We start from the raw sequence: 13,544 nt of genomic DNA, 5'->3' as shown, positions 1-13,544 counted from the left end.
GTTCGATAACAAGAGGAAAATAGAGGAAAAAGACTGGTTCTTTTCTGGATGGGAACAGCGTAAATGTAAGAAGGAAACGTCGTGCCTGTTAGCACCATGAAAACAGCTATCGCATTTCTTGAATACGTGCAATAAATTGGGCAAATTGTGTTATGATGTTGCTTAAGGCTTATGGTAAGATGAAATTTTTGCGAAAAACAAGGGAAGAGGAGACGTTGTATGAAACTAACTGCGACCATGCCTTCGGAGCGGATTCACGAGTTGGACATGATCCGGGGAATTGCCTTGTTCGGCATTTTAATGGCAAACATGATTGCCTTTAAAACGTTAGCTTTTACCGATGCGAGCTCTATGCTTGAGGGGAAAGCCCTGTCTGAAAACCGCTTGGACGCCAATGTACAGCTGTTTATCAGTTTTTTTGTAGACGGCAAGTTTTACCCGATGTTTTCTTTGCTGTTTGGACTTGGGTTTTTTATTTTTTATACCCGCGTCCTAGCGAAAAATATGGCAGCAACACGGGTTTTTTATAGGCGGATCGTCTTTTTGCTAGTGGTCGGTCTAGTGCATTTGCTGCTCTTATGGTCAGGAGACATCTTGTATACATATGCATTAACAGCTTTGCTCTTGCCATTGTTCTTCCACCGCAAGCAAAAGACGCTCATTACTTGGACGATCGCTCTAATGCTTGTTTCCGCAGTAACGATGACATGCTACATGTTGTTTTTAGGGGTTAGCATGGAATTTGGCTTACGGGAAGGGCTCATGACAATGGAAGACATTGCTGGCGATACGGCTAGTGCTTTAGCAACAATGGCGAACGGCACCTATTTACAAATAGTAGAGTATCGCTTTTTTAATGAATCATTTTTCCAACTTTTCACCGTTATCTTTGTCATACCAGGAATTTTGCCGTTGTTTTTAATTGGCTTATCGATGGGGAAGGCAGGAATGTTCCATGATGTGAAAGCCAACGTAACACGCTGGAAAAGGCTGTGCTGGATTGGCTTCTTGGCGGGTTTCCCTCTTACGTTGCTTGAAGTGTCGATCAGATACAATTTAATCGACATCAATCCTGTGTTTACACAAGGGTTGGCCGAGGGCATCAGAATGCTTGCTGGCCCGTTGCAAATGTTGTTTTATGTATCAGCATTTGTGCTCCTTTTACAGAAAGGAACAGTGGCACGGTTGTTCATGCCAATTGCTTCGGCGGGGCGCATGGCCTTGACGAATTATTTGCTGCAAACGATTGTGGCAACGACCATCTTTTATGGGTATGGCTTTGGGTTGTTTGGCAGCGTCTCTAGCAGCCAAGGGTTACTTATTGCCATTGTCATTTATGCTACGCAAGTTATACTTAGCCACTTGTATTTAAAAAAATGGAAACAAGGGCCCCTTGAAGCTTTATGGCGGAAATGGACATATAGCGGCGGGGCGGCCAAACGTACCGCATAAAGAGCCATTTGGGCAATCGCCCAAATGGCTCTTAGCCTGAAAAAGCACCCCTTTTACAACGAGTTTCGCTTACAACCTCATCCGAGCCATACTGGACTAAACCTCAAAATCTGCTAACATTTGAAAGCTACTGGAAGAACTTCTGACAAATTAAAGGCGATATTAAAGAGGGATTTGCCTTTATAACATCGAAATGGTCTTAAAAACCGAAACTTTTTAAAGTTAAAACGAAAAGTGAGGTGGCGAAAAGATTAAGCCTCCGGTGCAATTGCATGAAGTCAATCGAATTAATGCGTTAAACCTTATCCGCCTACGCGGGCCCCTTTCCAAGAACATGATTGCCAAACAAATACAAGTCAGCCCAACGACGGCCGCAACGATTTTAAACAAACTTATTGACGAAGGGTATGTGCAAGAAGAAGGGGTCGGCCATTCAACAGGTGGAAGAAAGCCGGTGCTTTACCGCTTTAATCCAGACAAATCGTTTATAATCGCCTTGTCACTGGCAAACTCATCCGTTCGCATCGCTGCTTTGAATTTAGAAGGGCATGTCCGCTCCGAACAATATGGACAAGTCGATTCGCTCCGTGGCGAAGCTTATATCGATTTTGTTATGAAAACGCTATCTGAATTTATTGGCCGGTTTGAAAAGCTGGACGAATGTTTGGGCATTTCGATTGTTGTCCCAGGAATTGTCCAAGCCGAACGAGGTATCGTATCTTATAATGCAAAACTTGACTTGTATGACGTTCATTTAAAACAAAAAGTGGAAGCGGCATTTGGCTTGCGAACGTATGTAGACAATGACATGAATGCGATGATGATGGCAGAAAAGCAGTTTGGCACAGCGAGATATAAAGAAATGTTGTTTATTTCAGTAGGCGAGGGGGTTGGTTCAGGGTTGAGCGTAAACGGCAGCATTTACCGCGGCTTCAGCGGCAGTGCTGGCGAAATTGGTCACATGTCCGTTTTGCCTGGTGGTCCTGCTTGCCCTTGTGGCAACCAAGGCTGTCTTGAAAACTATGTGAATTGGCCAGCTATTTATTCACGAATCCTCTCTGCCTGGCTCACACAAGGCGTGAAAACGGCCATCATTGAGAGCGCCGCTGGGCGGCCAGAAGCAATCAAACCAACGGACTTTGTTGAAGCCGCTTGCGCAGGCGACCCGTTTGCGCTAACGGTTGTCGAGGAAATGGCAGAATCTCTGGCGGTAGCAATTACCAATAGTTTGCACTTATTGAATCCACAAGCAGTTGTGTTGACTGGGCCTCATGTGCAAAACAACCTGCCTTTGTTTAAACGCCTTAATGAAAAAATCAACAGCCGGGCATTGAATCCAATTGCGCGCCACACGGAAGTAAAACCGGCCTCTCTGGAAACAAATAAAGACATTCTTGGCGCGTTAGCAGTTTTGTTGCAATACGAAATGCAAGTTGGCAAGTATGAGCTGTTTTTACCTGAGGCAAATGATTAAGGAGGCAAAGCATGAAAAAAGCGATCGCTTTAGTAATGCTAGTCGCAGTACTTTCGGTGGCGGGGTGTCAGAGTGAACGGGCAAGTCCGCGGCAGCAGACGCTTGATATTGCATTATGGGATGAAAAGGCGAAGCCGGCAGTTGATGAAGCAATTGCCGCCTTTGAAAACAAGCATCCAGATGTCCGTGTCAATGTGACTTATAGCCCTTACTCTCAATATTGGACAACCCTTAGGACGAGCATAGGAGGAGGGGCAGGGCCAGACCTATTTTGGATGAATGCCGTCAACTTCCACCAATATGCAGAGCCTGGCTTGCTTCAAAGCCTTGAGCCATTTATTGCCGAGGACGAAACGTTTCAAAAACAGCATTACTATGAGAGCATGATTGAACTTTACAGTTATGAAAATGACCTATTCGGGGCGCCCTACTTTGTCGATGCTGTCGGCTTGTTTTACAACAAAGCGCTTTTTGATGAAGCAGGTATCCCCTATCCAGATGAGACTTGGGATTGGGAAGACATCGAGCGGGTTGGCGCTCAGCTGACAGACGCCGATAAAGGGGTTTATGGATACGCAGCGCCGATTGTTAGCAACCAGCGAGGCTATTACAATTACATCCACCAAGCGGGCGGGGAAATTGTTAGCGAAGACCAGGCGCATTCTGGTTTTGGCACTGCCGCGGCGAAAGAAGCGTTTGCCTTTATAGAACGACTAGTCGACCAAGGCATTTCGCCAGATATTAAGTCGCAAATTGAAAATGACCTCGATCAAATGTTTATGTCTGATAAAGTGGCTATGTATCCAACGCTCTCAGTTAGCGCTGTCTTGTTTCATGAGGAAATGGGCAACAAAGTCGATGTCGCGCCATTGCCGAAAGGGAAAGAAGATGCTGTGATTCTCCACGGGATTAGTTGGACGATGAATAAAAAAACAGAGCACCCTGAACTTGCCTGGGAACTAATTAAGGAGTTAACAGGCGAAGCAGGCAACGAAACGATTGCCAAAAGCGGCTTTTCCACACCTGCTGCGCGCTCTGCAGGCGATCTCTGGCTTGAATCGATCCCAGACATGGATTTGCACGTTTTTATCGCTGCGCAAGAAACCGGAGTGGCGTATCCGGTTTCAAAAAACACAATGGAGTGGCAGCGGATGGAGCAAACAGAAATTCAAGGCGCTTTCCTTTCAGGGGAACCCCTTGACGATGCACTTGACCGAGTTGCTACAGAAATGGAGCGAATTTTGCGGCAAGGACAAGAGTCTGAATAGGAGGGAGATGTCATGATAAGCGAAGCGGGAAAACCCCCAGGTATGCGAGCAACACCTAAAGCGGGGAAACGAAAACGCAAAGGGGCAAAAGAGGCGCTATGGGCGCTTTTGTTTATCAGCCCCACATTCATCGGCTTGTTTGCCTTTTATCTCGGCCCGGCGATTGCTTCATTTGCCCTTTCCTTTACACATTGGGATGGGCTAACGCCGCCTACTTTCGCTGGGTGGGAGAACTTCAGCGCGCTGCTCTCGAGCCCGGTGTTTATCCGGTCGCTCGTTAATACACTTCTTTTTATGCTTGTCGCTGTGCCCGCTTCTGTGGCGCTTGCCACATGTATAGCTGTGCTGCTAAACCAAAAAATCAAAGGCATGGTTGTCTATCGTGCCCTTTATTTTTTGCCTGTCGTGACAATGCCGATCGCCGTCGGAATGGTTTGGAAATGGCTTTATAATACGGAGTACGGTTTGGTGAACTATGTTCTCGGCTTTCTCGGCTTGCCTCAACCTGAATGGCTATTTGATCCGAATATCGCTTTGCTTAGTGTGATCGCTGTATATGTCTGGATGACAGTCGGCAATAACATCATTTTAATCGTGGCGGGGCTCCAGCATGTTGATCCTACTTACTACGAGGCAGCAGCGATAGACGGGGCGTCCAAACGCAGTCAATTTTTTCGTATTACGTTGCCTTTGCTGACGCCGACGCTGTTTTTTGTCGTCATTACAGCCATGATTAGTTCGTTGCAAGTATTTGATTTGATCTTTGTAATGATCGGCGACACGACGGCGCTAGTCGGCCCGCTGCGCACGATGGTGTATGGCGTTTATGAATCAGGGTTTATGTTTTCACAAATGGGCTATGCGTCAGCGCAAGCGTTCCTGTTGTTCCTTCTTATTTTGGCAATGACAGTCATACAGTTTGCTGGGCAAAAAAAGTGGGTTCATTACGACGGATAATTAAGGAGAGGAGCAGTGGTCATCGTGAGAAAAGGAGTGGTTCATCTTCTTCTAATTGCCGGGGCCATTATGATGGTCACCCCGTTTTTATGGATGGTGACTACCTCATTGAAGACGTATTTAGAATCGATGCAAATTCCGCCAACCATTTGGCCGGAAACGTGGCGTTTTGACAACTTCGCCCGTGTGTTTGAGAGCGCCGATTTCCTGCGTTATTATGCCAACACTATTTTTATCACAGTGTTACGCACAGGCGCACAGCTTTTCCTTTGTTCCATGGCAGCCTATGCGTTTGCCCGCTTGAATTTTCCGTTTAAAAACACGCTTTTTCTCTTAATGTTGTCTGTTCTGATGGTGCCGATGCAAGTGATTTTGATTCCAAACTATGCGCTATTAGCACAATTAGGCTGGATTGATACATTTTATGCCCTCATTGTGCCAGGCATGTTTAGCGCGTTCGGTGTTTTCCTGTTGCGGCAATTTTTTATGGGGATCCCGAAAGAGCTTGATGAAGCGGCGATCATGGATGGCTGTACGCACTGGGGCATCTATTGGCGGATTATTTTGCCCAATGCCAAACCGGCACTGGTTGCACTGGCCATTTTTACAGTGCTTGCAGCTTGGAATGATTTTCTGTGGCCGCTTGTAATGACCAATTCCGCTGATATGAGGGTTTTGTCGGTAGGGATCGCCAATTTTGAAGGGCAGTATTCAACCGAGTATCCACTCTTGATGGCCGCGGCGCTCATGTCGACTGTGCCGATGCTGCTCATGTTTTTATTTTTACAAAAACATTTAATTGCAGGAATTGCACTAGGGGGAGTACGAAGATAGTAGAGCAAGCCAGTAAAAATCGATTTGGACAAAGGGGATGGGAAGATGGTTCGTGTAGTAGTTGTCGGACTTGGAACGATGGGGGCTGTCCACGCTCGCAGTTTCGCGAAAATGGAAAATGCAGACCTTATCGGCGTTGTCGATATAAACGAAAGCCGAGCAGATTCGTTTGCGAAAGAACTGGATACATTGGGATTTTATTCGTTTACTGATGCGAAACAAGCGCTCGGGGAACGCATTGATGTAGTGTCAGTTTGCTTGCCGACAGACTTGCATCCTTCCTATGTGAAAGAGGCGGCCAATATAGGCGCAGATGTTATCTGTGAGAAACCACTTGCGCGTACGGCTAAAGCGGCAGAGGAGATCGTCCGTTACTGCAAGAAAAAGGGAGCCAGATTGTTCGTTGGCCATGTAGTCCGCTTTTTCCCAGAATACCGAAAGGCAAAAGAAGCGGTTGAGGCCGGGCGAATTGGCGATGTTGGCGTCGTTCGGACGACAAGGGGCGGCGCTTTCCCAAAAGCAAGCGAAAATTGGTATGCGGACTATGATCGCAGCGGTGGTGTTGTCCTCGATTTATTGGTCCATGATTTTGACTTTTTGCGTTGGACATTCGGCGAAGTAGAGCGAATCTATGCGAAAAATATCGGCGGCGTAGCTGGCATTAATGAGCAGGCAAAAGAGTATGCGCTCGTATCGATTCGGTTTAAAAGCGGCGTGATTGCCCATTTGGAAGGGTCATGGGCCCATAAGCAATTTAGAACGTCGTTTGAATTTGCCGGGCGCGATGGCATTTTAGCTTATGATAGCCAGAGCGCACAACCGCTAATCGCCGAAAAAAGCGACGCAGGAAAAGCAGGTGGCGTGGCTGTACCAGAAAGCCCACTCAAACAGTCGCCTTATGAACAAGAACTCCGTCATTTTATTGCGTGCATTGAAAAAAATGAGCAACCGCTTGTTACCGCAGAAGATGCGTACCGAGCCGTTGAAATCGCAGAAGCCGCATTAGAGTCGATTAAACAAGATAAGCCCATCACGTTGCATGTGCAAACGGTGCTGTCATAACGAGAAAGAGGAGGAGATGAAGTGAGAGTAGGAATAATCAGTTTTGCGCACGGTCATGCCTATTCATATGCGTCGAGTTTACGGAACATAGAAGATGTCGAGTTGGTAGGAATCGCTGATGATGACCAAGAAAGGGGCAAACAAGCCGCGAAAACATATGAAACGGCCTATTACCCTACCTACCAAGCGTTGCTTGCCGAAAAACTTGACGCAGTCGTTGTGACAAGTGAGAATAGTCGCCATAAAGAACATGCAGTGGCAGCGGCAAGAGCAAAAGCTGCTGTATTATGCGAAAAGCCTCTTGCCTCTACAGCCGAAGATGCACAAGAAATCATTGACGTTTGCAACGAAGAAGGCGTGCTCTTGCAAACCGCTTTTCCAGTAAGGTTCAATGAAGCCGTAGCCCGTGCCAAACAGCGCATTGATGCCGGTGAATTTGGGGATATAGTGGCGATTAAAGGGACAAACCGTGGCAAAAATCCAGGCGGATGGTTCAATGACGAGGAGTTAGCAGGCGGAGGCGCGGTAATCGACCATACTGTCCATGTCGTCGATATTATGAGGTGGGTGCTGGATGATGAGGTGGCACAAGTATACGCAGAAGTAGACCAATTGTTTTCCGGCAACGGCGTTGATGATGCTGGATTGCTGACATTCACCTTTCACAATGGCGTGTTTGCCACCCTTGACTGCAGTTGGTCGAGAAATGACCATTTTCCCATTTGGGGCGATGTGACCATTGAGTTTATTGGCACGAAAGGGACCTTAAAAGTGGATGCCCAAGGGCAAAAGTTTGATGTGTTCCATGGCAACGGGCTCAGCTACATGTATTGGGGAGATGACATGGACGACGGGCTTATCCGCGACTTTATTGCCAGCGTCCAAACAAACCGGGCCCCGTCTATTAGTGGGAATGACGGTTTGCGCGCGCTTGAAGTCGCATTAGGTGCCTATGAGGCGGCCGCTACAAAAGAAGTCGTTGTCCTCCAAGGAAAGGAGAACGAAGGCCGTGAAAAAAGGGATTAACCAATGGTGTTATCCACCAGAGACAACGCTCGAAAATGTCTTAAAATGGACAAAAGCAGCGGGGTTTGAGGCGATTGAGCTCAATGTCAGCCAGCCGGGGGCAATCGGCTTGACGTTGGAGACGAGCCATGCAGAAGCAAAGCAAATCAAACAAGCGATTGCAGCTCATGGACTAGAAACGGACAGCCTTTCCACTGCCTTGCTCTGGGAATTCCCTCTGTCGTCAGCGGACAGCGCTATTCAAGAGGAAGGCAAGCGCATCGTCCGAAAAATGTTGGAGTTGGCCTCTGCCATCGAGGCAAGTACGATCCTTGTCGTTCCAGGCGTTGTAACAAAGGAAACGCCTTATGATGTTTGCTATCAGAACAGCATTGCTGCTTTAAGAACGTTGTTGCCGTATGCGGAGGAGCTAGGCGTCGCTATTGGAATTGAAAATGTCTGGAATCGCTTTTTGTTGTCGCCCCTTGAGATGAAGACGTTTATTGATTCACTGCAATCAGAGCATGCTGGCGCTTATTTTGACGTAGGCAATGTATTGCCATTCGGTTATCCTGAGCAGTGGATCCGCATTTTAGGCAAGCGGATTTTAAAAGTTCATGTCAAGGATTTTAAAGAAACGATTGGGAACATGAATGGATTTACGAACTTGCTTGCCGGTGACGTTGATTTTAAAAGGGTGATCGCCGAACTCAAGGCCATTGGCTATGATGGGGAAGTAACTGCTGAACTGACCCCGTACAAAGAGCATCCTTTTGCGCTCGCGTACGATACGGCACGGCAACTTGATGTGTTGCTCGGACGCGATTCTCTCGTCAGCCTGTAGACAAACGCTCGCTATACAACCTCAAACATGGAGCGCAATGGTCGCGCTCCATGTTGCAGCCTGGAGACAAGTTTTTCTATTCGTCTAAATGAGGTTTCTCATGGATTATGCCTGCTATGTTTGATAAATGTCTTCTAAAAATGGCACAAGCTCTTGCATCATAGCGTCTGGCTGCTCTTCAGGAACATAATGACCACAACCAGCAAGCTCTTTCCCTGTAACCATCGTCGCTACTTCTTTCCATATCGTAAGCACAGGCTGACCAGCCAAATTCCCGTTTTCCCCCCAAAGCAGCAAACAAGGTTGATTGATGTTTTTATTCATTTCTTTTTCTACTCGATAGTTCGGTAAATCAAGCTTGTGCGCCGCACGATAATCGTTCAGAGCGGCTTGAAAACCACCTGGTTGCTTCCAAATACGTACGTATTCATCCCAAACTCCGTCAGCTTTTAATTGCTCCAGTAAATGGGGCGTTCGTTTAAACAAAGCCCCAAGATAAACCTCTTCCCGACCTTCAATGAGCGCTTCAGGCAACTCTGCGACTACTTGAAAAACCCAATGCCAATATTTTTTAGCAGCTTCCGAGGCAGAAAGGTTGTCATAAACATATTCCAAAGGAAGAATATCGATGAGGCAAAGGCTTGCTACATAGTCAGGATAATCTAAGGCGAATCTTCTGGCTACTCTAGCCCCCCGGTCATGCCCAATCAAAGTCACTTTTTCTAATCGTAAATGGGTCACAAGGTCATAAATATCTTTGGCCATGTTCGCTTTCGTATAGCCTTCTATTCCTTCTGGTTTATCTGAATCCCCATAGCCTCTCAAATCGACAGCGAGTACACGATAACGCTTTACTAAATCGGGAATAACGAACCTCCATAAGACCCAACTTTGTGGGAAGCCATGCAATAAGACAACCGTATTAGAATGCTGCTCCCCTCCTTCAACATAGTGTAGTTGAATCCCATTCACGCGAGCATAGCGATGCTTCAGTTGGCATAACTGAAAATCATTCCAAGCATCCATTTGTCTAGCGCCTCCTTTTGCTATCTTTATAGCAATACAATTGCATTGTAAGCCCTTTCCTTTATAATTTAAAATGATTAAATTTAAAGGTACCGATCATTTTTAGTGATATGGAATAGGCGAACAACGATGTTAAAACAAAGGAGACGGTAAAGGTGGATATTAAAGACCTGCTTATATTTAAAACATTAGCTCAGCAAAAAAATATTACGAAGACTGCGGAGCAGCTTAACTATGTCCAATCAAATGTAACAGCAAGAATAAAAAAGCTTGAGGAAACATTAGGGACTAAGTTGTTTTATCGTCATCCACGGGGAGTAAGTTTAACTGGTAAAGGGCGCATTTTGTTGAAGAAAGCAGAACAAATCTTATTGCTCATCAACGAAACCGAGAAAATGATCCAAGATGATGACGAACCAAATGGGTCACTATCGTTAGGAACAAACGAAACAACAGCAGCGACACGGCTGCCGCAGTTATTAGTGACATACAATAAGCAATACCCTAAAGTTGAACTATCGTTACGCGTTGCCTTAACACATGAACTCATTGCCGATGTTCTTGATTACAAACTCGACGGGGCCTTTGTGCTTGGCCCCATACATGATCAGCAGCTTCAGGCGATTCCAGTCTTTCAAGAAGAACTTGTCATTGTATCAAAATCAACAGCGTTGACTGAATGGCATACACGAAACGTCTTAACACGGCCATGTTGTCCTTATAAAGGGAAACTCGATCAATGGCTGGAAACACAAGGCTATCGCCCTGATCGTATTATTGAATTTGGCACGCTTGAGTCGATCATTCATTGTGTTCAAGCAGGCCTAGGAATGGCTATTATCCCAAAGTCATTAGTATTGAAACAGTTTGCGGAAAAGGATATAACGATACATTCCTTACCTGAACCTAATCAAATGATTAATCTTTTCTTTATTTATCGAAAGGATATGTATCTTGACAAAGCTTATCTCGCATTTCTGGAATTCTTGCAAACCTAAAAGGTGACATCCTTCATCCCACTTTTTTTGGCCTGTCACCATCTAAGGATGTCGATTTTCCTGAATCAAAAATAAGACATGGAGCACAACAATAGCTTCATGTCAGAAAATAAGGGCACAAACGGTTCTGTGGATAAGATACCGCTGTTTGTTTATAAATATAGATGAATAGTGGACAAACGTGGTGTATATGTGTATATGTTGATGGTTCATGTGGATAATCTCTACGGTCTGTGGACAATATTGTGGAAAAGAACGCGGCTTCAATTGTACTACAGGATGTGCCCCCACTTTTATTGTACGGTGTAGCCGCCATCCACAACGAGTGTTTGTCCTGTAATGCCTTTGGCCTCAGCAGAAGAGAGGTATATCGCCAAACTAGCGACTTCTTCCACAGTAATCAAGCGTTTTTGTGGAACAAGTGGATAAATAACATCATCTAACACTTTTTCTACCGGCACTTGGCGGGATTTCGCCAAAGCTTCCATTTGATTGCGGACAAGGGGGGTGTCAATATATCCTGGGGCAATGCAGTTAACGGTTATTCCGTCTTCAGCCGTTTCGAGGGCAGCGACTTTCGATAGGCCGATAATGCCATGCTTTGCGCTGTTATAAGCCGCCTTACCAGAAAAGCCAATTAAGCCGTTAATGGAAGACATGTTGATAATCCGGCCAAACTGTTGTTTCCTCATAATGGGCATGACGTGTTTAATTGCCATAAATGGGCCAACAAGCATAATGTCAACGAGGAGCTTGTATGTCTCTGTTGGAAAGTCTTCAATCGGTGATACATGTTGCATGCCTGCGTTGTTAATAAGCACATCAATTCGTCCAAAACAAGCAACTGTTTTTTGAACCATCGCTTTTACTTCGTTCTCATTCGTAACGTCTGTTTGGATGCCTTTAGCAACGTAGCCGTTTTCCGTCAATGCCAATGTCGCTTTGTGCAAGCTGTCAGCATGCACATCGGCAACCATAACGCTCGCTCCTTCAGCGGCAAAACGTTGAGCTAAATGAAAGCCGATCCCGCTTGCTGCACCAGTAATCAGTACAACCGTTCCTTTCATCATAAAACCTCCAATAGGCGCTGTGAAATGGCCAATAGACTGAAAGAAGTGCGTCTTCGTTTACAGGCATAAAAAAAACACTTCTTTTTTATCAAAGTGCCAAAAAACATATGTTCGTTTGTTGCAGCAGCTAAAGAGAAAAATCGCTTCCTTTATTTTCTTATTATTAGTATAAAATATTTCTGAATATAAGTCTATATTTTTATTCTCCTACTTCATAAAATAAAAGGCACCTGGCCAGGAATACAGTGAAAAGAGGAGCGTTGCGTGTATTGGAAACGCCTTGATCGGAATCTGAAAGTGCGTTTAGTCGGTGAAGGGCTGTTTAACATTTGTTATTGGATGTATTTTCCGTTTATTGCTCTCTATTTTAGCATGACTTTGGGCAGTGAAGTTGCTGGAGCATTTATGATGCTTCCGCCTCTTGTCAGCATGATCGGAAATTTGGCAAGTGGAAATCTAGCCGACCATTTCGGACGGCGTCCTATCCTAATAGGAGGGGCGGCTATACAAACAGTGATGTTTGTTTTCTTTGCTTGTTCCTTTTCCCCTTGGCTTGATTATGCTGCATTTATCGGCATTGCGCTTGGAAGCGCTCTATACCGTGCGCCAAGTCTGGCAATGGTAGCTGATGTCGTACCTGAAGAGGAGAGGCGCGACGTATTTGCGCTATTTGCAACCACGAACAATATGGGTGCTGTCGTCGGTCCAGTAATGGGAGCTTTTCTCTTTTTTCAATTTCGCCAAATACTGCTATGGACGACCGCAAGTGTATTACTGCTTTATTTATTGTGCCTAATTTTGTTTGTCAACGAAACAAAACCAACAAGCACACATGAAAAACAAGTTTCTGTTATCGCTGGGGTGAAGCATGCTTGCGTTGCATACGGGCATATTTTGGGCGACCGGGTGTTTGCCCGTTTTATTATTGCCGGTGTTTTCTCCGTTATGACCATCATGCAACTAGACTTGTATTTGGCCTATTACATTGTGACGGAAATACCAGATCAGCGCTTCTTATTTTTTGAATTAGGTAGTATGTTGCTGACAGGCGAGACCATTCTAGGTTGGATGCTAGCGTTAAACGGCCTGCTGTTTGTTATGCTCGTTTTTCCGCTTGCCAATTGGACAAAAAGGTGGAAAGAACGAGATCTGTTTGTCTTCTCCTGCTTGCTCTCAGGTATCGGCATGTTTGCACTCGGTTTCGTGTCGACGATTTGGTCATTGTTATTATTGACCGTTGTCTTTACAGTCGGTGAACTATTGCGAGCGCCAATTTCTGATAGTTTTGTAAGTCGTTATGCGCCTATGGAATCAAGGGCAATGTACATTGGCGCTTCCAATTTACAATATACAGTTGGACGAATGCTAGCCCCCCTTACGATTTTATTTGCTACATGGGTGGCTCCGTTAGGGATATTTTTTTTCATGCTTGTTTGTTCACTGGCGAGCGCGGCATTGTATACCAACTTGTTTCGGATGATTTCTCAAAACAAAGAGAAGCATGAACGGGGCAGTTGAGCGATATCGTTTTTATGTCTGCTCTGCTGCAAAATT

12 protein-coding genes are annotated in these 13,544 nt (G+C 45.5%); 10 read left to right on the top strand and 2 right to left on the bottom strand.

Features of this window, described 5'->3' with window-relative positions:
• The first annotated feature begins 219 nt into the window (after positions 1-219).
• The 8 genes from V5G21_RS05825 (at position 220) to V5G21_RS05790 (ending at position 8,896) form a co-directional block, all read left to right on the top strand.
• Positions 220-1,452, top strand: coding sequence for a DUF418 domain-containing protein (locus V5G21_RS05825; protein ID WP_011248282.1), 1,233 nt, complete (start codon positions 220-222; stop codon positions 1,450-1,452).
• 262 nt (positions 1,453-1,714) lie between these two features.
• Positions 1,715-2,926, top strand: coding sequence for an ROK family transcriptional regulator (locus V5G21_RS05820; RefSeq protein ID WP_011248281.1), 1,212 nt, complete (start codon positions 1,715-1,717; stop codon positions 2,924-2,926).
• Between the two features lie 11 nt (positions 2,927-2,937).
• A complete protein-coding gene (locus V5G21_RS05815) occupies positions 2,938-4,194 on the top strand; it encodes an ABC transporter substrate-binding protein (RefSeq protein WP_011248280.1) in 1,257 nt (418 codons plus the stop codon).
• 12 nt (positions 4,195-4,206) lie between these two features.
• Entirely contained in the window at positions 4,207-5,151 is a 945-nt protein-coding gene (locus V5G21_RS05810) for a carbohydrate ABC transporter permease (protein WP_011248279.1), read from the top strand.
• Positions 5,152-5,220: 69 nt separating this feature from the next.
• Complete coding sequence (locus V5G21_RS05805) at positions 5,221-5,985, top strand: carbohydrate ABC transporter permease (RefSeq protein WP_081427723.1); 765 nt, start codon at positions 5,221-5,223, stop codon at positions 5,983-5,985.
• Positions 5,986-6,030: 45 nt separating this feature from the next.
• Complete coding sequence (locus V5G21_RS05800; RefSeq protein ID WP_011248277.1) at positions 6,031-7,047, top strand: Gfo/Idh/MocA family protein; 1,017 nt, start codon at positions 6,031-6,033, stop codon at positions 7,045-7,047.
• A 21-nt stretch (positions 7,048-7,068) separates the two neighbouring features.
• The gene (locus tag V5G21_RS05795) at positions 7,069-8,073 is read left to right on the top strand and encodes a Gfo/Idh/MocA family oxidoreductase (protein ID WP_338465347.1); all 1,005 of its coding nucleotides are present in this window, start codon (positions 7,069-7,071) and stop codon (positions 8,071-8,073) included.
• The gene (locus tag V5G21_RS05790; RefSeq protein WP_011248275.1) at positions 8,057-8,896 is read left to right on the top strand and encodes a sugar phosphate isomerase/epimerase family protein; all 840 of its coding nucleotides are present in this window, start codon (positions 8,057-8,059) and stop codon (positions 8,894-8,896) included. Before V5G21_RS05795 ends, V5G21_RS05790 begins: the two co-directional genes overlap by 17 nt.
• 114 nt (positions 8,897-9,010) lie before the next feature.
• On the opposite strand, the gene V5G21_RS05785 is transcribed toward V5G21_RS05790, so the two are convergent.
• The gene (locus V5G21_RS05785; protein ID WP_338465345.1) at positions 9,011-9,922 is read right to left on the bottom strand and encodes an alpha/beta hydrolase; all 912 of its coding nucleotides are present in this window, start codon (positions 9,920-9,922) and stop codon (positions 9,011-9,013) included.
• A gap of 155 nt (positions 9,923-10,077) precedes the next feature.
• Here V5G21_RS05785 and V5G21_RS05780 point away from each other — a divergent pair, with 155 nt between their 5' ends.
• Complete coding sequence (locus V5G21_RS05780) at positions 10,078-10,920, top strand: LysR family transcriptional regulator (RefSeq protein WP_338465344.1); 843 nt, start codon at positions 10,078-10,080, stop codon at positions 10,918-10,920.
• A 293-nt stretch (positions 10,921-11,213) separates the two neighbouring features.
• On the opposite strand, the gene V5G21_RS05775 is transcribed toward V5G21_RS05780, so the two are convergent.
• Positions 11,214-11,990, bottom strand: coding sequence for a 3-hydroxybutyrate dehydrogenase (locus V5G21_RS05775; protein ID WP_035203209.1), 777 nt, complete (start codon positions 11,988-11,990; stop codon positions 11,214-11,216).
• 264 nt (positions 11,991-12,254) lie between these two features.
• Here V5G21_RS05775 and V5G21_RS05770 point away from each other — a divergent pair, with 264 nt between their 5' ends.
• A complete protein-coding gene (locus V5G21_RS05770; protein ID WP_338465343.1) occupies positions 12,255-13,508 on the top strand; it encodes an MFS transporter in 1,254 nt (417 codons plus the stop codon).
• Positions 13,509-13,544 lie beyond the last annotated feature (36 nt).

Origin of the sequence: Shouchella rhizosphaerae (assembly GCF_036700015.1) — a bacterium.
Classification (GTDB): Bacteria; Bacillota; Bacilli; order Bacillales; family Bacillaceae_D; genus Shouchella; species Shouchella rhizosphaerae.
The sequence above is the reverse complement of the archived record's forward strand: the minus strand, read 5'-3'. Positions and strand labels throughout refer to the sequence as shown.